Origin of the sequence: Streptomyces sp. NPDC050418, assembly GCF_044458745.1 — a bacterium.
Taxonomy (GTDB): Bacteria; Actinomycetota; Actinomycetes; order Streptomycetales; family Streptomycetaceae; genus Streptomyces.
Genome location: NZ_JBITIG010000003.1, coordinates 104,606 through 129,007, shown reverse-complemented (window position 1 = coordinate 129,007; position 24,402 = coordinate 104,606). Strand labels below are relative to the sequence as shown.

At 71.4% G+C, this 24,402-nt stretch carries 18 protein-coding genes; 9 read left to right on the top strand and 9 right to left on the bottom strand.

All coding sequences use genetic code 11. The features are described 5' to 3' along the window. Positions 1-66: 66 nt before the first annotated feature. The 5 genes from ACIBI4_RS07940 to ACIBI4_RS07920 all read left to right on the top strand — a co-directional run bounded on the left by ACIBI4_RS07940 (position 67) and on the right by ACIBI4_RS07920 (position 7,009). Positions 67-1,233 (top strand): sensor histidine kinase, encoded by a 1,167-nt coding sequence (locus ACIBI4_RS07940; RefSeq protein WP_399202784.1) that lies wholly within the window; start codon positions 67-69, stop codon positions 1,231-1,233. A gap of 226 nt (positions 1,234-1,459) precedes the next feature. Then, positions 1,460-2,878, top strand: coding sequence for a sensor histidine kinase (locus tag ACIBI4_RS07935; protein WP_399202783.1), 1,419 nt, complete (start codon positions 1,460-1,462; stop codon positions 2,876-2,878). Between the two features lie 159 nt (positions 2,879-3,037). Then, the gene (locus tag ACIBI4_RS07930) at positions 3,038-3,697 is read left to right on the top strand and encodes a LuxR C-terminal-related transcriptional regulator (RefSeq protein ID WP_399203226.1); all 660 of its coding nucleotides are present in this window, start codon (positions 3,038-3,040) and stop codon (positions 3,695-3,697) included. 296 nt (positions 3,698-3,993) lie between these two features. Next, the gene (locus ACIBI4_RS07925) at positions 3,994-5,937 is read left to right on the top strand and encodes a 2-oxoacid:acceptor oxidoreductase subunit alpha (RefSeq protein ID WP_399202782.1); all 1,944 of its coding nucleotides are present in this window, start codon (positions 3,994-3,996) and stop codon (positions 5,935-5,937) included. After that, on the top strand, positions 5,930-7,009 hold the full coding sequence (locus tag ACIBI4_RS07920; protein ID WP_399202781.1) for a 2-oxoacid:ferredoxin oxidoreductase subunit beta: 1,080 nt from the start codon (positions 5,930-5,932) through the stop codon (positions 7,007-7,009). The genes ACIBI4_RS07925 and ACIBI4_RS07920 overlap by 8 nt, the downstream gene beginning before the upstream one ends. Before the next feature lie 84 nt (positions 7,010-7,093). Here the strand turns inward: ACIBI4_RS07920 and ACIBI4_RS07915 are convergent, their stop codons facing one another. From ACIBI4_RS07915 to ACIBI4_RS07900, 4 genes are all read right to left on the bottom strand, one after another. Continuing rightward, the gene (locus tag ACIBI4_RS07915; RefSeq protein WP_399202780.1) at positions 7,094-9,250 is read right to left on the bottom strand and encodes a bifunctional serine/threonine-protein kinase/ABC transporter substrate-binding protein; all 2,157 of its coding nucleotides are present in this window, start codon (positions 9,248-9,250) and stop codon (positions 7,094-7,096) included. A gap of 109 nt (positions 9,251-9,359) precedes the next feature. After that, positions 9,360-11,597 carry an ABC transporter substrate-binding protein gene (locus ACIBI4_RS07910; protein ID WP_399203225.1) on the bottom strand — a complete coding sequence of 746 codons (2,238 nt, stop codon included), beginning with the start codon at positions 11,595-11,597 and terminating at the stop codon, positions 9,360-9,362. Positions 11,598-11,640: 43 nt separating this feature from the next. Continuing rightward, a complete protein-coding gene (locus tag ACIBI4_RS07905) occupies positions 11,641-12,330 on the bottom strand; it encodes a hypothetical protein (RefSeq protein WP_399202779.1) in 690 nt (229 codons plus the stop codon). Positions 12,331-12,541: 211 nt separating this feature from the next. Beyond that, the gene (locus ACIBI4_RS07900) at positions 12,542-12,943 is read right to left on the bottom strand and encodes a winged helix-turn-helix transcriptional regulator (protein WP_399202778.1); all 402 of its coding nucleotides are present in this window, start codon (positions 12,941-12,943) and stop codon (positions 12,542-12,544) included. A 108-nt stretch (positions 12,944-13,051) separates the two neighbouring features. Here ACIBI4_RS07900 and ACIBI4_RS07895 point away from each other — a divergent pair, with 108 nt between their 5' ends. From ACIBI4_RS07895 to ACIBI4_RS07885, 3 genes are all read left to right on the top strand, one after another. After that, positions 13,052-13,912, top strand: a complete 861-nt coding sequence (locus ACIBI4_RS07895; protein WP_399202777.1) for an SDR family oxidoreductase — start codon at positions 13,052-13,054, stop codon at positions 13,910-13,912. A gap of 172 nt (positions 13,913-14,084) precedes the next feature. Then, positions 14,085-15,002 (top strand): EamA family transporter RarD, encoded by a 918-nt coding sequence (gene rarD, locus ACIBI4_RS07890; protein ID WP_399203224.1) that lies wholly within the window; start codon positions 14,085-14,087, stop codon positions 15,000-15,002. 38 nt (positions 15,003-15,040) lie between these two features. Continuing rightward, the gene (locus tag ACIBI4_RS07885) at positions 15,041-15,496 is read left to right on the top strand and encodes a VOC family protein (RefSeq protein WP_399202776.1); all 456 of its coding nucleotides are present in this window, start codon (positions 15,041-15,043) and stop codon (positions 15,494-15,496) included. Between the two features lie 103 nt (positions 15,497-15,599). Here the strand turns inward: ACIBI4_RS07885 and ACIBI4_RS07880 are convergent, their stop codons facing one another. The 4 genes from ACIBI4_RS07880 to ACIBI4_RS07865 form a co-directional block, all read right to left on the bottom strand. Then, positions 15,600-17,057: an alpha/beta hydrolase family protein gene (locus tag ACIBI4_RS07880; RefSeq protein ID WP_399202775.1), complete on the bottom strand. Its 1,458-nt coding sequence runs from the start codon at positions 17,055-17,057 to the stop codon at positions 15,600-15,602. 172 nt (positions 17,058-17,229) lie between these two features. Further along, the gene (locus ACIBI4_RS07875) at positions 17,230-18,489 is read right to left on the bottom strand and encodes an outer membrane lipoprotein carrier protein LolA (protein WP_399202774.1); all 1,260 of its coding nucleotides are present in this window, start codon (positions 18,487-18,489) and stop codon (positions 17,230-17,232) included. 238 nt (positions 18,490-18,727) lie between these two features. Beyond that, complete coding sequence (locus tag ACIBI4_RS07870) at positions 18,728-19,738, bottom strand: polyprenyl synthetase family protein (RefSeq protein ID WP_399202772.1); 1,011 nt, start codon at positions 19,736-19,738, stop codon at positions 18,728-18,730. A gap of 271 nt (positions 19,739-20,009) precedes the next feature. After that, complete coding sequence (locus tag ACIBI4_RS07865) at positions 20,010-20,816, bottom strand: HAD family hydrolase (protein ID WP_399202771.1); 807 nt, start codon at positions 20,814-20,816, stop codon at positions 20,010-20,012. 157 nt (positions 20,817-20,973) lie between these two features. Here ACIBI4_RS07865 and fahA point away from each other — a divergent pair, with 157 nt between their 5' ends. Beyond that, a complete protein-coding gene (fahA, locus tag ACIBI4_RS07860; RefSeq protein WP_399202770.1) occupies positions 20,974-22,203 on the top strand; it encodes a fumarylacetoacetase in 1,230 nt (409 codons plus the stop codon). A 117-nt stretch (positions 22,204-22,320) separates the two neighbouring features. Here the strand turns inward: fahA and recQ are convergent, their stop codons facing one another. Next, positions 22,321-24,234 carry a DNA helicase RecQ gene (gene recQ, locus ACIBI4_RS07855; protein ID WP_399202769.1) on the bottom strand — a complete coding sequence of 638 codons (1,914 nt, stop codon included), beginning with the start codon at positions 24,232-24,234 and terminating at the stop codon, positions 22,321-22,323. Positions 24,235-24,402: the final 168 nt, after the last annotated feature.

Below are 24,402 nucleotides of genomic sequence, written 5' to 3'. Positions count from 1 at the left end.
TTCCCCAGTTGATCCTTGCGGCGGACCTCATGGCGTGGGCGTGCCCGAGACGGCACGCTTGGCGACATGACCACACATGCCGAGGAAGCCCAGCGCGGTGAGCGCCTGCCGCCTGCGCGTTTCGCCTATGACAGCCGCACCTGGAAGGAGATCGCGCATCTCCTGATCAACTTCCCGGTCTCGCTGATCGGTTTCGTGTACGTGGTCACGGTGCTGTTCACCGGCGGCATGCTCTCCCTGACCGTGATCGGTCTGCCGGTGCTCGCGCTGGGTCTGGCCGGTGCCCGGCTGCTCGGCAGGGCGGAGCGGGCGCGGGCCCGCGGGCTCCTCGGCCTGCGGATCGACGAGCCCAGCCCCCTGCCGCGTCAGGGCGACGGGATGATCGAGCGGGTGTGGAATGCGCTGAAGGACCCGGTCGGCTGGCGCACGGTCCTTTACGACTTCATACGTCTGCCGTGGGGTGTGTTCACCTTCACGGTGACCCTCGTCTCGCTGTTCGTGCTGTGGCCGGTGCTGCCGTTCATCGCGCGTCTCCTGACCAACGCGGACCGGGCGATGGTGCGCGGACTGCTGTCCCCGTCCGATGAGTTGGAGCGCCGGATAGCCGAGCTGGAGTCGGACCGCGGGGTCGTGGTCGACACGGCCGCGGCCGATCTGCGGCGGATCGAGCGCGATCTGCACGACGGGGCGCAGGCCCGCCTGGTGAACCTCGCGATGGGGCTCGGTCTGGCCAAGGAGAAGCTGCTCGAGGACCCGGACGCGGCGGCGTCGATGGTCGACGAGGCACATGGCGAGGTGAAGCTCGCGCTGCAGGAGCTGCGGGATCTGGCCCGCGGGATCCACCCGGCGGTGCTCACGGACCGCGGTCTCGATGCGGCGCTGTCCTCGGTGGCCACGCGGTGCACGGTGCCCGTGAAGGTGGCCGTGGATCTGGCCGAGCGTCCGGCGCCGGCGATCGAGGGGATCGCGTACTTCACGGTCTCGGAGCTGCTGCAGAACGTCAGCAAGCACAGCTCCGCAAGATCGGCGGCGGTCGATGTCTGGCGCTCCGAGACCCGGCTGATGCTGCAGGTCACGGACGACGGCGTCGGGGGCGCACGGCTCGACGGCGGTACGGGGATGGCGGGGCTCTCCGAGCGGCTGGGGGCGGTGGACGGACTGTTCGTGGTCGAGTCCCCCGAGGGCGGTCCGACCACGGTCACGGCCGAGATCCCCTGGCGCGACCGCACCTGAGCTGCGGAAACGCGGGCAAGGACGAGGACTGGGCTGCGCCCCCGCATGGCGGCGGGGCGCACCGTGCTGCACCGGCCCGGGCGCCCCGGGGATCCCCAACCCCCCGTGCGGGGTGGGGAAAACCCCCGGGTGAAGAGGGAGAAGGGCCGCATGGTGGCCAGGGTGGTCCCGGCGGGAGGCTGGGAAGCGTCGCAGAGGGCCGCAACGAGGAGAACGGACGACACCGATGGCTACCGAATACGGACAGCGGACCTGGTCCCAGTTCGCGGACGAGCGTGAGGGGTACGGGAACAGCCCGTCCCGCGGCGAGGGCTACGGGAGCGGTGCGTACGGCAGCGGCTCGTACCGTCGGGAGCACGGGCGCCGGCATCTGCTTCCCCCCGTGCTGCGGGCGCCGGTCGAGGCGCGGACGTGGCGCGAGTTCGGCTATCTGCTGACCAGCCTGCCCATGGCCATCCTGACGTTCACGTACACCGTCACGATGGTGTCGCTCGGCGCGGGCCTCCTCATCACGTTCATCGGCATCCCCGTGCTCGCCCTCGGCCTCGTCGGCCTGCGCGGGCTCGGCGCCGTGGAGCGGGCGCGGGCCCGCGGGCTCCTCGGCCTCGAAGTCGAGAGCCCGGAGCCGCTGCGGCAGAAGAAGCAGGGCGCCCTCTCGTGGATGGGCGCGGTGCTCAAGAGCGGGGCGTCGTGGCGGCATGTGCTGTACGCGCTGCTGCACTTCCCGTGGGCGACGTTCGGGTTCGTCGTGGCGGTCACGTTCTGGACGACGGGGTGGTCGCTGTTCACGTATCCGCTGTGGCAGTGGGTCTTCCCGATGTACGCCGGGCAGGACGGCATCCAGGTGTACGGGGACGAGACGCACCGGGTCTATCTGGACAGCCCCTTCGAGATCGGCGTGACCTGTCTGATCGGTCTGCTCGTGGTCCTGGTGACGCCCTGGCTGATGCGGGCGCTGACCAGCGTGGACCGGCTGATGGTGCTCGGGCTGCTCGGCCCGTCGACGCTGGTCACGCGGGTCGTGGAGCTGGAGTCGGACCGCGGCGTGGTCGTGGACACCGCGGCGGCGGATCTGCGCCGGATCGAGCGCGATCTGCATGACGGGGCGCAGGCCCGCCTGGTGAACCTGGCGATGGACCTGGGTCTGGCCAAGGAGAAGCTGCGCGAGGACCCCGAGGCCGCGGCCCGGATGGTGGACTCGGCGCACGGCGAGGTGAAGACGGCCCTGCAGGAGCTGCGGGATCTGGCCCGCGGGATCCACCCGGCGGTGCTCACGGACCGCGGCCTGGACGCGGCGCTGTCCTCGCTGGCCGCGCGGTGCACGGTGCCGGTGCAGGTCGAGGTGGATCTGCCGTACCGGCCGGCCGCGGCGATCGAAGGGATCGCGTACTACACGGTCTCCGAGCTGCTGCAGAACGTCAGCAAGCACGCGCGGGCCAACCGCGCGACGGTCGATGTGTGGCGCTCGGAGAACCGGCTGATGCTGCAGGTCATGGACGACGGAGTCGGCGGTGCGGGGCTCGGCCGGGGCTCGGGCCTCTCCGGGCTCGCCGAGCGGCTCGGCGCGGTCGACGGGGTGCTCGCGGTGGACTCGCCGGCGGGCGGGCCCACGTCGGTGACGGCGGAGCTGCCCTGGCGGGAATGACCCGTCACGCCGCTGGCGCCCCGGCCCCGGGTGGGCCGGGGCGCGCGGCTGCGTTCCGGCCCCGGACCCCCGCAACGGGGCCTCACGTTGCGCGGAACCCTGGGATGCTGGAAGCCAAACCAGTAAGCCCGGGGGGACGGACAGGTCGTGGAGGACAGGGTGCGGGTGGTTATCGCCGAGGATTCAGTGCTGCTCCGGGAGGGCCTGACCCGGTTGCTGACCGACCGCGGGCATGACGTGGTGGCCGGTGTGGGGGACGGGGAAGCGCTGGTGAAGACCGTCGACGAGCTGGCCGCGCAGGGCAGCCTGCCGGATGTGGTCGTCGCCGATGTGCGGATGCCCCCGACCCACACGGACGAAGGGGTGCGCGCGGCGGTGAAGCTGCGGGGCAAGCACCCGGAGCTCGGGGTCCTGGTCCTTTCGCAGTATGTGGAGGAGCAGTACGCGACCGAGCTGATCGCGGGGTCCAGCCGCGGGGTCGGCTATCTGCTCAAGGACCGGGTCGCCGAGGTCCGGGAGTTCGTGGACGCGGTGGTGCGGGTCGCACAGGGCGGTACGGCGCTCGACCCCGAGGTGGTCGCGCAGCTCCTGGGGCGCAGCCGTAAGCAGGATGTGCTGGCCGGGCTGACGCCGCGCGAGCGCGAGGTGCTCGGTCTGATGGCCGAGGGCCGGACGAACTCGGCGATCGCGCGCCAGCTCGTGGTGTCCGACGGTGCCGTCGAGAAGCACGTCAGCAACATCTTCCTGAAGCTCGGTCTGTCACCTAGTGACGGGGATCACCGTCGCGTTCTGGCGGTCCTCACCTACCTCAATTCATAGCGACCTGACACTCTGTCAGATATGGGAGCCGAGCCGAGGGGGCCGCGGGGGCGAAAACCCGCGCGGCACCTGAGGACCTAGAACCAAAGGACGAGCACAGCGCGTCCCCAGGAAAGGGCAGCAAAGGGCCGGGGGGTGATCAAAATGGGGGCAAATCCGGGCAGCCGATCGTCTCATTTTGCCGTCCACCATCTGAGCACCCCGAGGAAGGCGACCCTTACCGACGTAGGGTGGCCCTGGGAGGACCGGTCGGCCGGTCGCTTCCCGTGCCACAGCCTCGAGGGAGGTCCAGTTCAGTGACCAGCCAGGTCAGTAGCCCAGCCCAGCAGACCGACACTGCCGTGGTCGGTGACGTTGTCGGTGAGCAGCGCAAACCGTCCGCGGAGAAAGAGGTCCGCCGTCTGGACCGGGTGATCATCCGGTTCGCGGGCGACTCGGGCGACGGTATGCAGCTGACGGGTGACCGGTTCACCTCGGAGACGGCATCGTTCGGCAACGACCTCTCCACGCTGCCGAACTTCCCCGCCGAGATCCGCGCCCCTGCCGGCACGCTCCCGGGTGTCTCCAGCTTCCAGCTGCACTTCGCCGACCACGACATCCTCACGCCGGGCGACGCGCCGAACGTTCTGGTGGCGATGAACCCGGCCGCGCTCAAGGCCAACATCTCCGATGTGCCGCGCGGCGCCGAGATCATCGTGAACACGGATGAATTCACCAAGCGGGCGATGCAGAAGGTGGGCTACGACGTCTCCCCGCTGGAGGACGGCTCGCTGGACGGCTACAGCGTCCACCCGGTGCCGCTGACGACGCTGACGGTCGAGGCGCTCAAGGAGTTCGACCTCTCGCGCAAGGACGCGGGCCGGTCGAAGAACATGTTCGCGCTGGGCCTGCTCTCCTGGATGTACCACCGCCCCACCGAGGGCACGGAGAGCTTCCTGCAGCAGAAGTTCGCCAAGAAGCCAGAGATCATGAAGGCGAACCTGGCGGCGTTCCGCGCGGGCTGGAACTTCGGTGAGACCACCGAGGACTTCGCGGTCTCCTACGAGGTGCTTCCGGCGGCGAAGGCGTTCCCGACGGGCACGTACCGCAACATCTCCGGCAACCTCGCGCTGTCGTACGGCCTGGTGGCGGCCTCGAAGCAGGCGGACCTGCCGCTCTACCTGGGCTCCTACCCGATCACCCCCGCCTCCGACATCCTGCACGAACTCAGCAAGCACAAGAACTTCGGTGTGCGCACGTTCCAGGCCGAGGACGAGATCGCCGGGATCGGTGCCGCGCTCGGTGCGGCGTTCGGCGGCAGCCTCGCGGTGACGACCACGTCCGGCCCGGGTGTGGCGCTGAAGTCGGAGACCATCGGTCTCGCGGTGTCGCTCGAACTGCCGCTGCTGATCGTGGACATCCAGCGCGGCGGCCCCTCGACGGGTCTGCCGACGAAGACGGAGCAGGCCGACCTGCTGCAGGCGATGTACGGCCGCAACGGTGAGGCGCCGGTGCCGATCGTCGCGCCGCAGACCCCGGCCGACTGCTTCGACGCGGCGATCGAGGCGGCCCGGATCGCGCTGGAGTACCGCACCCCGGTGTTCCTGCTGTCCGACGGCTACCTCGCCAACGGCTCCGAGCCGTGGCGGATCCCCGAGGTCGACGAACTCCCGGATCTGCGCACCCAGTTCGCCCAGGGCCCGAACCACACCCTGGACGACGGCACCGAGGTCTTCTGGCCCTACAAGCGCGACCCCGAGACTCTCGCCCGGCCGTGGGCGATCCCGGGCACGCCGGGACTCGAGCACCGCATCGGCGGCATCGAGAAGCAGGACGGCACGGGCAACATCTCCTACGACCCGGCCAACCACGACTTCATGGTCCGCACCCGCCAGGCCAAGATCGACGGCATCAAGGTCCCCGACCTCGAAGTCGACGACCCCACCGGTGAGGCGCGGCTCCTGGTCCTCGGCTGGGGTTCCACCTACGGCCCGATCACGGCAGCCGTCCGCCGGCTCCGTACCGCGGGACAGAGCGTGGCGCAGGCCCATCTGCGGCACCTCAACCCGTTCCCGCGGAATCTCGGCGAGGTCCTGAAGCGTTACGACAAGGTAGTGGTGCCCGAGATGAACCTCGGCCAGCTCGCCACCCTGCTGCGTGCGAAGTACCTCGTGGACGCACAGAGCTACAACCAGGTCAACGGCATGCCGTTCAAGGCCGAGCAGCTCGCCACGGCTCTCAAGGAGGCCATCGATGGCTGAGACGATCACGGAAGGCACGGGCACGATCGAGGCGCTTTCCCTCGTGCCCAAGGCCGAGGCCAAGCAGTCCATGAAGGACTTCAAGTCCGATCAGGAAGTGCGCTGGTGCCCCGGCTGCGGCGACTACGCGGTCCTGGCCGCCGTGCAGGGCTTCATGCCCGAGCTCGGTCTGGCCAAGGAGAACATCGTCTTCGTCTCCGGTATCGGCTGCAGCTCGCGCTTCCCGTACTACATGGACACGTACGGGATGCACTCCATCCACGGCCGTGCCCCGGCCATCGCCACCGGCCTCGCCACCTCGCGCCGCGACCTGAGCGTGTGGGTGGTCACCGGTGACGGCGATGCGCTGTCCATCGGCGGCAACCACCTCATGCACGCGCTGCGCCGCAATGTGAACCTGAAGATCCTGCTCTTCAACAACCGGATCTACGGGCTCACCAAGGGCCAGTACAGCCCCACCTCCGAGGTCGGCAAGATCACCAAGTCGACGCCGATGGGTTCGCTGGACGCGCCCTTCAACCCGGTGTCCCTTGCGATCGGCGCCGAGGCCTCGTTCGTGGCGCGGACCGTCGACTCGGACCGCAAGCACCTCACCGAGGTGCTGCGCCAGGCGGCCGCCCACCCGGGCACGGCGCTGGTGGAGATCTACCAGAACTGCAATATCTTCAACGACGGCGCCTTCGAGGTCCTGAAGGACAAGCAGCAGGCCGAGGAAGCCGTGATCCGCCTGGAGCACGGACAGCCGATCCGCTTCGGTGTCGACAGCGCCAAGGGTGTCGTACGGGACTCGCTGACCGGTGACCTGAGGGTCGTCGAGGTCACCGAGGAGAACCAGTCGCAGATCCTGGTGCACGACGCGCACTCCGCGTCCGCCACCACGGCCTTCGCACTCTCGCGCCTTGCCGATCCGGACACCCTGCACCACACCCCGATCGGCGTCTTCCGCTCCACGGACCGCCCGGTCTACGACACGTTGATGTCCGACCAGCTCGACGACGCCATCGAGCAGAACGGCAAGGGCGACCTCGGCGCGCTGCTCGCCGGCAAGGACACCTGGACGGTCGTCGGCTAGCCCGGCCGGCCGGTCACGCAAGGGGCGTTCGCTTCGGCGGGCGCCCCTTACGCATGGGTACAAGCCGGTCTGACCCCGGCGGTCTCAAAGGTCCTCGGCCAGCCCGAGGAACGTCTCCCGGCCCTTCTCGATCCGCCACAGGAACAGCCCGTTGGCGATCTCCAGGCCATGGCTGCCGTCGCTGATCGCGAGGGTCTTGGCCAGGCCCTTGTACGAGGTGGAGCGCACGAGGCCCGCTATCGCACCGCGTTCGACGCGGTCCGCCCCGAGTGCGGTCATCGCGGCGGCCACGCAGCACACGGCGTCGTACGCCTCCACGGCATGGCGGTCCACGCGGTCCGTGGCGTAGCGCTCGCGGTAGGCGGTCACGAAGTCCGCGGCGCGCGGGAGCCGGGCCGGGTCGACGAAGGTCGTGGTGAACGTCCAGCCGTCCGCCGCCTCGCCCGCAGCCGCCACGAAACCCGTCAGGACCGCCTCGGGCGCCACGCGCGGGCCCTTGAACCGCGCCTCCACGAGGGCCCGCGCCAGCCGCGCGGCGCGGCCGGGCGAGACTCCCGCGTAGACGACGGCCTGGGCGTCCGCGGCGAGCGCCGCGCGGACCGCGGCCGCGAAGTCGCTGCGGTCGGCGGCCACTTGGTGGACAGTTGTCCGCCCTCCGGACGGCGGGAACTCCTTCAGCGAGCCCGCGAGGCGCCAGCTCACCTCGCCGCCCGCCCGGTCCTCGACCACCGCGGTCCGGGTGACGGGCTCGACGGCGGACAGGAAGCGGATCATCGCGCTGGTCTGGGAGTTGAGGTCGGGGCTGAGCTTCAGGAGGCCGCGCATCAGGGACGCGTCCAGGTCGCCGCCGACCGGTGTCGTCAGGAGCAGCGGCATGGCCGCCTTGTTGTACGTGGGCGCAACGGCACGCACGGCCGGATCCGAGGTCGGGCCGATCACCGCCACCACGTCCTCCTCGGCGACGAGTCGGCGGGCCTCGGCTCCCGCGCGGTCCGGCTCACCGGCCGCGGTGCGCAGAGCGAGGCCGAAGGGGCGGTCCGTACGGGCGTTGTGCCGGTCGATCGCGAGCGCCACGCCCCGCGCGATCCCCCGCCCCGCCGCGCTCCTGCGGTCCACCTGCAGCCCGAGCGCGAACCGCGGCAGCGCCCCGTCCCCGCCGCCGCCCGTACCGCCGTCGCCGCGTCCCACCGCCCACCAGGCCGCTCCCCCGCCGGCCGCCACGACGCCCGCACCCGCCGAGCCGAGGGTGAGGAGGCGGCGGCGGGTGAGGCGGCGGCGCAGGTCCGCCGGGGTGGCGGGACCCGGGGTGGTGGCGGGCGTGACTGCCGGTGTGTCCGCCTCCGTCGGCTCCGGGACCGGGAGGTCCAGGACGCGTGCCGAGCGTTCGGCGATCAGCCGGGGCAGCGCGGGCGGCAGCCAGTCGGCGCCGGTCGCGGCGGCGCCCGCGAGGCGCGTCCGTACCTCGTCCGCGGTGGGGCGTGCGGCCGGGTCCTTGGACAGGCAGTCCCGTACGAGAGCGGTCAACTGCGCGGGTACGGCGTCGAGTTCGGGCTCCTCGTGCACCGTACGGAACAGGATGGCCGCGACCGTTCCGGTGCCGAACGGGCGCCGGCCGGTCGCCGCGTACGCGAGGACGCAGCCGAGGGCGAAGACATCGCTGGGCGGGCCGATCGCACCCGCGCGGGCCTGTGCTTGCTCGGGCGAGAGATAGCCGGGTGAGCCGATCACCGAGTCGGCGGCCGTGAGGGCGGTGGCCTCGGCGGTGCGGGCGATACCGAAGTCGATGAGGCGGGGGCCGTCGGCGGCGAGCAGGACGTTCGCGGGTTTCACGTCGCGGTGCACCAGGCCCGTGGCGTGCACCTCGGCGAGGGCTTCCGCGAGACGCTCGCCCAGGATGCGGACTGTGCGCGGCGGCAGGGGTCCGTGGCCGGCGACCGCCTCGGCGAGCGAGGGCGCGGGGATGAACGCGGTGGCCAGCCAGGGCGCGCGGGCCTCGGCGTCGGCGGCGGTCGCGGGCACGGTCCAGCGGCCGGTGATACGGGTCGCGGCCTCGGCCTCGCGCCGGAAACGGGCCCGGAAGCCGGGGTCCGCCGCGTACTCGGCCCGGATCACCTTGAGCGCGACCGGCGAACCCTGCGCGGACCGCGCGAGGTAGACGACACCCATGCCACCGGCGCCGAGCCTCGCGATCAGCCGATGGCCACCGATCTCGGCGGGGTCACCCGGTTTCAGGGGGTCCAAAGTGGCTCCCAGTAGTGGGCCGGATCGCGATCCGGCTCGCCGTGGCCGGGCAGCTCGCGGCACGGCGCCTGGTGACACGCCCCCGCACGTCGCGCCTCCCGCACACCCATTACTCCGACGCCGCCCCTGGCCGCGCGACCGCCTCCACGTACCGGAAACGCCCGCCCTTCACCTCGTACCGGTGCACACCCCACTGCGTGAAGCTGCCGACCTTCGCGTCGAAGCCGTAGGTCTTCGTCAGTCCCTTGTACGTGGACTTCCGCAGCCGGCGGGCGAGGGCCTCGCGGGTGGGCCGCCTGCGTCCGGTCGCGAGGAAGCCCTCGATGATCAGGTTCGCGGCGTCGTACGCCTCGGCGGCCTGATAGGGCGGCTCCTGGCCGTAGCGCTCGCTGTACGCCTCGCTGAACGGCTTCAGCGCGGGGACGGCCGCCGGATCCAGGAAGGTCGCCATGAGCTGCCAGCCCTCGGCGGAGTCCTCCGCCTGCACCAGGAACCGCGGATCGAGCACGATCTGGGGCGCCAGGCGCAGCCCGTCGAAGCCCGCGGCCGCCAGCTCGCGGGAGAAGGCTCCGGCCGCGTCGGGACCGCCCGCGAAGACGAACCCGTCGCAGCCGGCGTCCAGCATGTCGGCGACGACCGGCTTGAACTCCCGGGTGCCGGCAGGGACCACGCGCGGGTACACGGCGGTCTTCGTGCCGCGCAACGAGCTCGTCGTGATCGCCGAGGTCTCCCAGCCGAGCACGCCGACCGTGCGGTCCTGCAGCAGCCCGAGCGTCCTGACGCCCGCCGCCACCGCTGTCGACGCGAACGGACTGGCCACATGCGCGTCGAGCGGCCGGGCCTGCAGCAGCGAGCGCGAGGCGAGGGAAGGGGTGACGAGGTCCATGGCGCCCGGGGACACGGCCACTTGGGCCAGATAGCTCTCGCTGTAGACCTTCAGGGCCGCCCGAGCCGCGTCATCCGTGGTCGGACCGATGACGGCCAGGACGTCGGCGGCACGGCCCAAGTCCTTGGCCACCTGCGCCGCGCGCCCCGGGACGCCGCCGTCGTCGCGGACGACGAGGCCCACCTTGAAGGGCGCTTTCCTGCCGGGCGTACGGGAGTTGAACTGCTCGACCGCGAGCCGCGCGCCCTGCTCCTGGGCCCGGCCCACCGCCCCGTGCTCACCGGTGAGCGCCGCCTGCAGCCCGATGTGCCACCGGTCGTGCTCGGGTACAGGGTCGTGCGGGCCGCTGCCGCGCGCGAAGGCGGCCCAGGCGCCCACGCCACCGCCGGCCGCGAGCACCCCGCCGCCCGTGAGGAGGAGGAACTTGCGCCGGTTGAAGAGCTTCTCCGGTTCCTGGGGTGCTGTGGGTGCGTCGGGCGCATCAGGCCCGCCGGACGCACCCGTCCCGTCGGACGCACCCGTCCCGTCGGGCGCGCTCATCCCGTCGGGCGCGTCCTGCGTCGGCAGTTCCGACGCATCGACCACGGTGTTCTCCACCCCGGGCAGCGCGAGCAGCTCCGCCGCCCGCTCGGCGACCAGGCGCACCACGGCGTCGGGCAGCCAGTCCTCGGGGGTGTCCTCGACGAGCGCGTCGAGACGCGGCCGCGCGGCGGGTTCCTTCGCGAGCAGCCGGGACAGGAGCGCGCGCAGCCCCTCGTCCACGCCGTCGAGATCGGGCGCGTCATGGACGGTGCGGTACAGCAGCGCATCAGGCGTGCCCGTACCGAACGGCGGTCGGCCCGTCGCCGCGTACGCGAGCAGACAGCCGAGCGCGAACACATCCGCGGGCGGCCCGAGTTCACCGCCCTGCGCCTGCTCGGGCGCGAGGAACCCGGGAGTACCGACGACCACGTCGGCCGCGGTCAGAGCGGTGTCGTCGGTGGCGCGCGCGATCCCGAAGTCGATCAGGCGCGGCCCGTCCACGGTGAGCAGGACGTTGCCGGGCTTGACGTCCCGGTGGACGAGTCCGGCCGTGTGCACCGCGGTGAGTGCCGAGGCGAGCATGCCGCCGAGCGCCCGCACACTGCGCTCGGGCAGCGGCCCGCAGGCCGTGACGGCCTCGGCGAGCGAGGGGCCGGCCACGAACGCCGTGGCCAGCCACGGCTGTTCGGCCTCCGCGTCCGCGCCGGTCAGCGGCACCGACCAGCGGCTGACGACCCGGCGCGCGGCCTCGGCCTCGCGCCGGAAGCGCGCCCGGTACTGCTCCTCGCGCGCGTACTCGGTCTGGATCACCTTGACGGCCGCGAGCGCCCCCGCCTCCGTACGCCCGAGATACACCACGCCCATGCCGCCCGCGCCGAGCCGGCCGAGGAGGCGGTGGCCGGCCAGGGTGGACGGGTCGGAGGGGAGCAGCGGCTCCACGGCCCGGGTCACCGCGCGTCCCCCCTGTCGCTCTGCGGCCGGGTCACTTGTCGCCTCCGAGCTCGTTGTGCGCGCGGACGACCATGGCGCTGAAGCCCAGTTCGGCCGCCTGGTCCAGCTCCTGCTCGCTGTGGCCGCGGCCGCCCTTGACCACGGAGGCGACGGTCACGGGACCGACGCGCGCCTGGGACCAGTTGTACGGGTACGGGCCGCCGGTCCGGCCTGTGCGGTACTTGCCGTTCTCGGTGACCACGTCGTCGGCGTACGAGTTGGTGCCCTGCCCGTACGCCATGCCCTCGGAGAACAGCCCGGTGATCCACTCGCCGGCGCGCAGCTGCTGCTCGGGGCAGCGCAGCGCCTCCTCCAGGGTGCGGGCCATCTCCCAGTCGGCGCCGCCGGCCTCGCGGTGCACCGTGACGACCGAGCTGACGCGGACAGGGCCCTTGCCCTTCCGTGCGGGCAGTTCGGCGTACGTGGTGATGCTGGCCAGGACGTCCTCCGGCAGCCGCTCGCGCTGCCAGACGCACTCCTGGTCGAGCACGGCCCACTGCGCCGGATCACTCTCGTACGGGGAGCGCTTGACGAAGCCCGGACCGTACATCTCCGGGGCCGCTGCGACCGTGCGCGCCAGGCGCAGACCGGCGGCACGGCTGCGCGGGACCCGGTCGGGGTCGGGGGTGAAGGTGGAGCCGGCGCTCGGCTCGGGCGCGGGTGCGGCGTCCGTCGGGGTCACGGACGGCGGGATGGGCGTGGGGGGTCTCTCCGACCGTTCGCCGCCGGAGCTGCAGGCGGCGAGCAGCAGTCCGGCCGCGCACCACGCGACCGTACGACCCCGTATTCGATGCCCCACCAGACCCCCAACGCACGTGCGTTCCCCCAGTGTTGCGGAGATCTTACGTCCGGATGGGCCGTCCCGCCCGTGCCTCAGAGCCTGTTTCCGGCGTTCAGGTGCTCTTCGCGTCGTCGTACGCGGCCCGCGCGGCCAGCACCTTGTCGACGCTCCGCTCCGACCACCGCGCCAGCTCCCACACCTGGCGCGCGGCCTCGCGCCCGAAGTCGGTGAGCGAGTAGTCGACGCGGGGCGGGATCACGGGCTGGGCGTCGCGCAGCACGAAGCCGTCGCGCTCCAGGGTCTGCAGCGTCTGGGCGAGCATCTTCTCGCTGACGCCGTTGATGAGCCGGCGCAGCTCGCTGAACCGGTACGAGCGGTCGAGCAGCGCGGCCAGGACGAGCACGCCCCAGCGGCTGGTGAGGTGCTCCAGGATCAGGCGCGACGGGCACTGCGCGGCATTGACGTCGGGCGTCATCAGCTCGGGCGGCAGGTGTCGCAGGGCGGTTTCGCTCATACCAGTACCTTACTTCAAAGTGGGTACTTTCGGAAAGTAAGTACCCCACCTAAAGTGAGCGAGTAACACACGAACACGGACACCGCACACAAAACGGAGAACCACGCCATGACCCTCGTCATCACCGGAGCCACCGGCAACCTCGGCCGTCTCGTCATCGCGGGGCTGCTCGACGCGGGCATCCCGGCCTCGTCGGTCGCCGCCGTCGTACGCGACAAGGACAAGGCCGCCGACCTGGCCGAGCGCGGCGTGGAGCTGCGGGTCGCGGACTACTCGCGGCCCGAGACCCTCGCCGGGGCCTTCGGAGCGGGCGACCGTGTCCTGCTGATCTCCGGCAGCGAGGTCGGGCAGCGCGTGGCACAGCACCAGGCCGTGATCGACGCGGCGAAGAGCGCGGGCGTGGGCCTCCTCGCGTACACGTCGATTCTCGGCGGACCGAAGGCCGATTTCCTTCTTGCGGGCGAGCACCTCGTCACCGAGCAGGCGATCCTCGACTCGGGCCTGCCGTACACGTTCCTGCGCAACGGCTGGTACCACGAGAACCTCACCGGGAACCTGGCCCCGGTCCTGGAGCACGGCGCCGTCGTCGCGAGCGCGGGTGACGGCCGGATCGCCTCCGCGTCGCGCGCCGACTTCGCCGCCGCCGCCGTCGCCGTCCTGACCGGCGAGGGCCACGAGAACCAGGCGTACGAGCTGAACGGCGACACCGCGTGGACCTACGCCGAGTACGCGGCCGAGGTCGCGCGGCTCAGCGGCAAGGAGATCGCGCACGCCGAGGTCCCGGCCGAGCAGCACCTCGCGATCCTGTCCGGCGCCGGGGTGCCGCAGCAGTTCGCCGAGATCCTCGTCGACGTGGACGCCGCCGTGGGCCGCGGCCGGCTCGACCGGCACGGCGATGACCTCAGCCGTCTGATCGGCCGCCCGACCACCCCGATGACGCACGCGATCACCGCGGCACTCCCCCTCTGACCTGCGCTTCTCCACCCGGCCCGGCTGTCATGACCGTATTGCGATACGGACATGACAGCCGGGCCTTCGTGCCGCTACCTTCGTGGAGGGTCACAGTGCGATACGAGGAGGGGCCTTGAAGCCGTCGGGTGAAGGACGCGCCGGGCTGATATACGGCTTTGCCGCGTACGGGATGTGGGGGCTCGTCCCGCTGTTCTGGCCGCTTCTGAAGCCCGCCGGATCGGTCGAGATCCTCGCGCACCGGATGGTGTGGTCCCTGGGGATCGTGCTGATCGCACTGCTCTTCGTACGCCGCTGGGCCTGGGCCGGCGAGCTGATCCGCAGCCCCCGCAAGCTCGCCCTGATCACCGTCGCCGCGGCCGTGATCACCGTGAACTGGGGCGTCTATATCTGGGCGGTGAATTCCGGCCAGGTCGTCGAGGCGTCCCTCGGGTACTTCATCAACCCGCTCGTCACCATCGCGATGGGCGTGCTGCTGCTCAAGGAGCGACTGCGGCCCGCCCAGTGGACCGCTGTCGGCATCGGCTTCGCCGCCGTCCTCGTGCTCGCCGTCGGCTACGGGCAGCCGCCCTGGATCTCCCTGACGCTGGCCTTCTCCTTCGCCACGTACGGCCTGGTCAAGAAGAAGCTCAACCTCGGCGGGCTCGAATCGCTGGCCGCCGAGACCGCCGTGCAGTTCCTGCCCGCGCTCGCCTATCTGCTGTGGCTCGGCTCGCGCGGCGAGGCGGCGTTCGGGGCGCACGGCGGCGGGCATGCCGCGCTGCTCGCGGCGACCGGCATCGTCACCGCGCTGCCCCTTGTCTGCTTCGGGGCGGCCGCGATCCGCGTGCCGCTGTCCACGCTCGGACTGCTGCAGTACCTCGCGCCCGTCTTCCAGTTCCTGCTCGGCATCTGGTACTTCCACGAGGCCATGCCGCCCGAGCGCTGGGCCGGCTTCGCGCTCGTCTGGCTGGCCCTCGTCACGCTGACCTGGGACGCGCTGCGGACCGCACGGCGCAACCGGGCGGAGGCGGTACGGCTCGCGGCCGCGCAGGCCAAGGCGCCGGCCCAGGGGGCACCGTCCGCGGCCTCACCCGAACCCGCCGTCTAGGACGTGATCCGTCCTACATCGCGGGTACACCTGGTGCCATGACAAAGCCACTGCACTGGAAGCTCGTCATCGACGCCGAGGAACCCCGCGCGCAGGCCGACTTCTGGGCCGCCGCGCTCGGTTACGAGCTGGAGGACCACAGCGCCCTGATCGGACAGCTGCTCGCCGCGGGCGCCGTCAGGCCCGAGGAGGCTCCGGAGTGGAACGGCCGCCCGGCCTTCCGCGACTACGCGGCCGTACGGCATCCCGACGACCCGTACGAGGAGCGCAGCGGCACCGGCCTGGGACGGCGGCTGCTGTTCCAGCGCGTACCGGAGGGCAAGACCTGCAAGAACCGGCTGCACCTCGACGTGCACAGCGGCGACGGCGGGCGCGAGGACGAGGTCGCGCGCCTGGAGAAGCTCGGCGCGACCGTCCTCTACCGGATCAAGGAACCCGTGGGCGAATGGGTGACGATGGCGGATCCGGAGGGGAACGAGTTCTGCGTGCAGTGAGCTGCGCCCTTGCCCGGTCGCAAACGGCCCCATCCCGCGCACTCGCGGGATGGGGCCTCTTTGCGTCTCACCGCATCGCCCCATGCGGTGAGGTCCCGGGGGCCTACGGCGCGATGCCGACGCCGTCGATCCGGCTCCAGCGCCGCTCCTGCCCGGCCGTCATCGCGGGCCAGTCACGGCCGCCGGGGCGCGCCTCGACGCGGGAGGCGTACGAGGAGGGCCTGAAGCCCGGGTCGTAGAAGCAGCCCGTGCCGTACGTGCGGTCGAAGTCCTCGCAGGTCGCGGCGATGGACCGGGGCGAGGGCCGCTTGCCGGTCCCGGCCCACTTCGCCAGCTGGGCGATGGAGTTGGCGTACTCCGAGGTGCTCAGCCCGCTGTGCTCGCTCTCGCGGGTGAACGTCTGCACGAGGTGGTGGTCGCGGTCGGCCTCCTCCAGCGTCATCCGGTACGCCGACTCGTGCTCCACGAACGCCGTCGGGTCGTCGATCGCGTGCATCGTCAGGACCGGGATCTCGACCTTGCCGGTCAGATCGCTGTCGTACGAGAGGTCGCGCTCGGCCGTCGGATCGGCGGTGAAGCGCTCGACCCCGGCGTTGAGCGCCTTGTCGTCGTGTGAACCCTCGTAGCGGACCCCGGTGTTGGTGAAGGGGTTACGGCCGCCGAGCCGCTTGTGCACGATGTCGCGGAACGTGAACACCGAGAAGCGCAGATGCGATTCGAGGGTCCGCTCGGGGATCTTCGTGACCGCGAGGATGTCGTCGAGGTTGCGCTGCTGCAGCGCGGTGCGCTCGGCGGGTGCCTGGTCGTAGCCGGTGCACTCGCGCAGCCGGGCCCGGAAGCCGGTCGTGGTCAGCGTCGAGTCGGCGCGCAGCCCCTGCCACAGGGGGTACTGCGGCTCGGTGGGGCGGGGCAGGTTGTCGCAGTAGTACTGGTAGACCACGCGCAGATCGACCCGGTAGTCGTAGCCGCGCGAGCCACCCGCGAGCACCCCGTTGGTGAGCAGCGCCGCGTCGTAGGGGCCGCGCCTGTCCCCGTACATCTCCAGGGTCTTCGCCGCGACATCGCCACCCCATGACTGCCCGTGCAGGAAGGTCCGCCCGGGCGTGCCGAACTCCGCGACGAACTGCCGGCGCACGTTCTCCGTGTCGATCGCGCCCATCCGCGTGCCGTAGCCGCCGCGGCGGTACGAGGAACCGGCCCATGCATAGCCCTCGTCGACCATGACCGACCAGCGGTCCAGGTCCTCGACGCTGCGCGCCGGGTCGGAGGCGTCGCCCAGGTCGGGGCCGCCGTGGGCGTGGACGACGAGATCGCCGTTCCAGTCCTTGGGAATCGCCATCGCGTAGTACGCGCCGTTCGCGTCCCGGCCCGTGTAGCAGGACGCCTTGTCCCCGATCGCCGCGGGACACGCGGCCGGGTCGGAGGTGAGCTGTGCGGCCTCGGCCCGGGCAGGGCCCGCGACGGTCAGCGAACCCGCGAGGAGGCTCGCGGCCGCGGCCGCCGTGGCGAGGGCGCCGCGCACTCCGCCGCGTCTCGAAGTCGTTCTCCTGGTCTGCACCACACCGCTCCTGAACTGAGGGGCACGCCGTCGTCGTGCCGAGCGCTGCGATGCTAGGAACGCCGCCGTCCGCGTTCCATGGGGCGGGCGATTCTGTTCATAGTGTGCGGCCGGGGACACAGCTGGGCCGGAGGGCAGTACTTCGCCCTCCGGCCCAGCTCACCGCACCGTACGGCTACTTCGCGCCGTTCGCCGCCTGCACCAGCGCGTCCTTGGTGACCGCGCCCGCGTAGACCTTGCCGTCGTCCGTCATCAGGACGTTGACCAGGCGGGTCTTGAAGACCGTGCCCGAGCCGAAGTCGCCGGAGACCTTGTCGCCGAACGAGTCGAGCAGACCGCCGACCTCGGCCGGCACGTCCTTCATCTCGTCCTTGTCGGGCATGCCCTGGCCGCCGGTGTCGAAGGTGGCGATCGTGGACCAGCCCTCGCCGATGACGTTCATACCGCCGCCGAGGTCACCGTCCTTGCCCTTGCCCTCGTCCCACTTGCCCTTGTCCCAGTCACCCTTGTCGTGCTTGCCCTCGTGCTTGCCGAGGTCCTTCTCCAGGTCGTCGGCCTCGGTGACCTTCGCACCCTTCGGCAGGGCGAACTCCGAGGCGGCCGGCTGCGAGAAGTCGATCTTGGTGAAGCCCGCGTCGATCACGGGCTTCCCGCCGTCGGTCGAGTTCACGGCGAACTTCAGCGGCACATACGTGTCCGCGTCCACGTCGATCGTCACCGACTCGATCGTGGAGCCGGACTGCTTGGGCTCCAGCTTCAGCTTGTACGCGTCCTGGCCCGCGATCCGCGAGGTCCCGTCGACGCTGACCTTCGTGCTCGGGTCGACCGCCTTGAGCGCCTCCTCGGCCAGCTCCTTCGGGGTCGCGGCCGGCTCGTCCTTCCCGTGCTCCTCGCCGGACTCCGCCTTCGAGTGGACGGCTTCCTTGCTGCCGCTGTCGTAGACCCAGGCGTCGTCGCCGTTGTGGATCAGGCTGACGTCCGAGTCCTTGCCGAGCAGCGTGACCTTCTGCTTGTCCGGGCCGTCGGTGGCGACCTGCAGGTTGTGCGAGCCGGTGGCCAGTTCGAGCAGCAGGCTCTGCGGGTCCGGGGCGCCCTTTACGTCCTTGCCGCCCTTCATCTCGTCCCCGAGACCGGAGGCGAACGAGTCGGCGAGCCCGGCGATGGAGGGCAGGCCCAGGTCGGTGCTGATCTTCACGTGGCCGGAGAGCTGCTCGGTGTCCGACGCGGCGATCTTCTCGATGAGCTCCTGTGCGCTGATCTCCGGCAGATCCGGGTCGCCGGAGCTGGCGAGGGCCGGTACGAGGCCGATGGTCGCCGCCGCGACGCCGGCCACGGCGACGGGCACGAGGTAACGCGCCGCCTTGCGCCGGCCGCTGCGCAGATCGTCGGCCTCATCGCGGACGGGAGCCGGTTCGTAGGGTGCGTTCGGTGCCATGGGTGCCTTACCTCCGTGGTGCGGCGGGCGGTTCACGTCGTCGTCTGTCCTTCTCCATACGACCAAATCGCCCGCCCGGAAGCGTCAGCCCCCGGAATCAACTCCACGTACTGCTGTGGGATGACATACGAGGCGTGACGTACACCTGCACCCGTAAGGGACGGGCCGCCGGACCTGGGGTCCGGGCTCCCCGGCCTGCCGTGCCGCCGGGGCGCAGGCGGGGTTCGGAAACAGGCTCTCAGCCCGCGCGGTGCACCACCGCGTCGCACAGCTCCACGAGCGCGGCCTTCGCGTCGCACTCGGGCAGCGGGGCGAGGGCGGCGCGGGCCTCCTCGGCGTAGCGCACCGTGTCGCGACGGGCCTGCTCCAGGGCCGGGTGCACGCGCAGCCGGGCCAGGGCCTCGGCGTGCCGTGCGTCGTCGGTGAGGTCGCCGTCGAGCAGCTCGCACAGCGCGAGGTCGTCGGGGCGGCCGTACTGCTCGGCCTGAGCGCGCAGGAGCAGGACCGGCAGGGTGGGGATGCCCTCGCGCAGGTCGGTGCCGGGGGTCTTGCCGGACTCGTGGGAGTCGGAGGCGATGTCCAGGACGTCGTCGGCGAGCTGGAAGGCGACACCCAGCCGCTCGCCGTACTGCGTCAGGACGTCCACGACGGTCTCGTCGGCGCCCGACATCATCGCGCCGAAGCGGCAGGAGACGGCGACCAGCGAACCGGTCTTGCCGCCGAGCACGTCCAGGTAGTGGTCGACCGGGTCGCGGCCCTCCATCGGGCCCGCCGTCTCCAGGATCTGGCCCGTGACGAGGCGCTCGAAGGCCTCCGCCTGGATCCGGACGGCGTCCGGCCCGAGGTCGGCGAGGATGTACGAGGCGCGGGCGAAGAGGAAGTCGCCGGTCAGGACGGCGACCGAATTGCCCCAGCGCTGGTTGGCGCTCGGGACACCGCGGCGGACGTCCGCCTCGTCCATCACGTCGTCGTGGTAGAGCGTCGCGAGATGCGTCAGCTCGACGACGACGGCCGAGGGCACGACACCCGGCGCGTACGGGTCGCCGAACTGGGCGGCGAGGTGCACGAGCAGCGGCCTGAACCGCTTGCCGCCCGCGCGGACAAGATGTTGCGCGGCCTCCGTGATGAACGGAACCTCGCTCTTGGTGGCGTCGAGGAGCCCCTCCTCGACAGCAGCCAACCCGGCCTGGACATCGGCTTCGAGGGCCTGGTCCCGCACGCTCAGCCCGAACGGCCCGACGACGGTCACGAGGGGTTCTCCTGTCTGCTGACGAACACAAGGTCGGTCACACGGCACTCACACGGTCGATGACACGGTTTGTCGATGTGTCGCTGCCATCACTCAAGTCAGCGTATCCGGTCGTGTTTCGATCACGGTGAGCGGCCTTGACGTTCCTTTACCCCTGCTGAACGCCTCGGATGACCGTGATGAACGCCGCGCTGACGCTGCGGAGGCGCTGCGGAGGCGGTCCACGAGGCGCCGGGAAGCCCGCCGCCGCAGGGCCGCGAAACCCACCGGTTCAGCCGAAGAGCCGCTCAAGGACCACGGCGATTCCGTCCTCCTCGTTGGAGAGCGTGACCTCGTCGGCCACGGCCTTCAGATCCTCGTGCGCGTTCGCCATCGCCACGCCGTGGCCCGCCCAGCGGAACATCGGAATGTCGTTGGGCATATCGCCGAACGCGATCGTCGCGCGCGGCGCGATCCCCATCCGCTCGGCGGCCAGCGCGAGGCCGGTGGCCTTGGTGACCCCGAGCGGCTGCAGCTCGACCGTGCCGGGCCCGGCCATCGTCACCGTGACCAGGCCGTCCGCCGCGGTCCGCGCGGCCGCGGCGAGCTCGTCGTCGGAGAGCGCGGGGTGGCGCATCAGGACCTTGGTGATCGGGTCCGACCACAGCGCGGCCCGGCCGCCGACCCGGACCGCGGGCAGCGTGGGGTGCGGCATCTCGTACCCGGGCTCCATGAGCATCAGGCCTTCCATGCCGTCCTGGTTCACCGCGGCGAACACCTCACCGACCTCGGCCTCGATCTTGCCGAGCGCCACGTCGGCGAGCTCGCGGTCCATGGTCAGCGAACTCACCAGGCTGTTGCTGCCCGCGTCGAAGACCTGCGCGCCCTGCCCGCACACGGCGAGCCCCGTGTAGTCGAGCTCCAGCAGCAGATGCCGCACCTGCGGCACGGGCCGCCCCGTGACCACGATGTGCCGCGCCCCGCCCTCCGCGGCCCGCCGAAGGGCGGCCCGCGAACGAACGGAGACGGTGTCACCACGCCGCAGCAGCGTGCCGTCGAGGTCGGTGGCGATCAGGTCGTACGGGGAAGGTCTTGCCATGCGTTCAGGATACGGAGGATCACCTTCAGCCCTGCCGGGGTTCGAGGCGATCCGGGCGGAGCCCGGAGCCCGCCGCGGGCGCCACCCACCCGCACCCGACAACACACCGCGCCCACTTGTACGGTGTGGCCAACCCGCACACGGAAAGCGAGGCAGCATGCCCGAGCCCACCCCGCTCGACCTCCCCGAGGGCGACCCCTTCGGCCCGCACAACCTGCCGTACGGAGTCTTCTCCCTGCCCACCGCGCACGGCGAACCGCTGCGCAGGGTCGGCGTCCGCCTCGGCGACCGGGTCCTCGACGCCGGCGCGGCCGCGCACGCCCTGGGCTCCCCGTACGCCTCGCTGCTCGCCCAGCCCACGCTGAACCCGCTGCTCGCGGCGGGTCGCCAGACCTGGCGCGACGTCCGCCGCGCGCTCACCGCGTGGGTGACGGTCCCGGCGCACCGCGAGGTCGTGACGCCCCTCCTGCACCCCCTGGACACCGTCGAGCTCCACCTCCCGTTCGAGGTCGCCGACTACGTCGACTTCTACGCGAGCGAGCACCACGCGACCAACCTCGGCCGTATGTTCCGCCCGGACGGCGACGCCCTGCTGCCCAACTGGAAACACCTGCCCGTGGGTTACCACGGCCGGGCGGGCACGGTCGTGGTCTCCGGCACCGACGTGATCCGCCCGAGCGGCCAGCGCAAGGCCCCCACCCAGACGGCACCCGGCTTCGGCCCTTCGGCCAAACTGGACATCGAGTCCGAGGTCGGCTTCGTGGTCGGCGCACCCTCCGCGATGGGCTCGCCCGTCCCCCTCTCCTCCTTCCGTGACCATGTCTTCGGTCTCTGTCTGCTGAACGACTGGTCCGCCCGCGACATCCAGCCCTGGGAGTACGTCCCGCTCGGCCCGCACGTCGCGAAGTCCTTCGCCACGTCGGTGTCCGCCTGGATCACCCCGCTGGAGGCGCTGGAGTCGGCCCACGTCCCGCTGCCGGAGCGCGACGTGCCGGTCCTGCCGTATCTGGACGACTCCGACGAGGAGGAGCCCGGCGGCTACGACCTGCGGATCACCGTCACCCTCAACGGCGAGGTGATCTCCGAGCCCCCGTACGCCGGCATGTACTGGTCCCCCGCGCAGATGCTCGCGCACATGACGGTCGGCGGCGCCTCGCTGCGCACCGGCGACCTGTACGGCTCGGGCACGGTCAGCGGCCCCGAGCCGCACCAGCGCGGTTCGCTGATCGAGCTCACCTGGAACGGGAAGACCCCGCTGGAACTCCCCACCGGCAAGCGCACGTTCCTCGAGGACGGCGACGTGGTGACGCTCACCGCCTGGGCGCCCGGACCGGACGGCGTCCGGGTGGGCCTCGGCGAGGTGACCGGCAAGATCGTCGCCGGCTGACCTCAGCCCCACCGACGCTCAGCTCCGCCCCCGCTCGGCGTCCGGTCCGCCCCACCACCGGACCGGACGCCGACGGTCACCCCGGGCCCAGGCACCCGGCCCGGCGCGCCCCTGCGCTCATTCCCCCTCGGGCTCCCCGCGCTCCTCCTGACCCCACCCGGCCAGCACGCCGAGCACCGCCTCGCCATACGTGGCGAGCTTCTTCTCGCCCACCCCACTGATCCCGCTGAGCTCGTCGAGCGTGGACGGTGCGCTGAGGGCGATCTCCTTGAGCGTGGCGTCGGGGAACACCACGTACGCCGGCACGCCCTGCTCCTTGGCCTGCGCCGCCCGCCACGTACGCAGCGTCTCGAAGAGCGGCAGGAGCTCCTCGGGCAAATCGACGGCGGCCTTGGACTTCCGTTCCCCCTTCGCGCCCGAACCCCGCGCCGAGGGCGCCTTCTTGGGCTCCTTGCGCAGCGGGACCTCGCGCTGCCGGGCGAGCACCGAGCCGCTGTCCTCGGTGAGCACGAGCGTCCCGTACTCCCCCTCGACGGCGAGCAGCCGCTGCGCCAGCAACTGCCGCACCACGCCCCGCCATTCGGCCTCGGCCAGTTCCTCGCCGATCCCGAAGACCGACAGCTGGTCATGGTCGAACTGGATGACCTTCGCGGTCTTACGGCCGAGCAGGATGTCCACGATCTGTCCCGTGCCGAACTTCTGGCCGCGCTCGCGCTGCAGCCGTACGACCGTGGAGAGCACCTTCTGCGCGGCGACCGTGCCGTCCCAGCTCTCGGGCGGGGTCAGACAGCTGTCGCAGTTGCCGCAGGCCGGGCTCTCCTGCTGCTGCCCGAAGTAGGCGAGGAGCTGGGCCCTGCGGCACTGGACGGTCTCGCACAGCGCCAGCATCGCGTCCAGGTGGGAGGCCGCCCGGCGCTGGAACGCGAGGTCGCCCTCGCCGCTCTGGATCAGCTTGCGCTGCTGGACGACGTCCTGCAGTCCGTACGCCATCCAGGCCGTGGACGGGAGGCCGTCGCGGCCCGCGCGGCCGGTCTCCTGGTAGTAGCCCTCGACGGACTTCGGCAGGTCGAGGTGGGCGACGAAGCGGACGTCCGGCTTGTCGATGCCCATGCCGAAGGCGATGGTGGCGACGACCGTCAGGCCTTCCTCGCGCAGGAAGCGGGACTGGTGCAGGGCGCGGGTCCCCGCATCGAGCCCCGCGTGGTACGGGACCGCCGGGATGCCGTTGCGGCTGAGGAACTCGGCGGTCTTCTCCACGGAGTTGCGCGAGAGGCAGTAGACGATGCCCGCATCGCCCGGGTGCTCCTCCTTGAGGAAGCGCAGGAGCTGCTTCTTCGGATCGTCCTTGGCGACGATCCGGTACTGGATGTTGGGCCGGTCGAAGCTCGCCTCGAAGTGGCGGGCGCCGTCCATGCCGAGGTTCTTGGTGATCTCCTGGTGGGTGGCGCGGGTCGCCGTGGCGGTCAGCGCGATCCGCGGTACGTCGGGCCAGCGCTCGCCCAGGACGGAGAGCGCGAGGTAGTCCGGGCGGAAGTCGTGGCCCCACTGGGCGACGCAGTGCGCCTCGTCGATGGCGAAGAGGGAGACCTTGCCGCGGGAGAGGAGATCGAGGGTGGAGGTGAGGCGCAGGCGCTCCGGGGCGAGATACAGCAGGTCGAGCTCGCCGGCCACGAACTCGGCCTCGACCATGCGCTGTTCGTCGAAGTCCTGCGTGGAGTTGATGAATCCGGCGCGCACGCCGAGGGCGCGCAGGGCGTCGACCTGGTCCTGCATCAGGGCGATGAGCGGGGAGATGACGATGCCGGTGCCGGATCTGACCAGCGACGGGATCTGGTAGCAGAGCGACTTGCCGCCGCCGGTCGGCATCAGGACGACGGCGTCCCCGCCGGCGACCACGTGCTCGATGATCGCTTCCTGGTCGCCCCGGAAGCGGTCGTATCCGAAGATCCGGTTGAGCGTGCGGAGTGCGTCGCTCTCGGTGTGCTCGACCATGGTCAAGTCGACCTCTTCCATCACTGCGGTCCCGTCCATGGTTTTGTCCCCCCGTGTGCGCTCGGCCGTGTTTCGACCTCGCCCCTCACGATAGGGGTCCGCGCGGACATCGCCGAAGTTATCCACAGGGCTGTGGATAAGCGGATCTTTCCCCCACCCCGCCCCTTCCCGAAACCGGGGCTCCGCCCCGGACCCCACATCCGAACT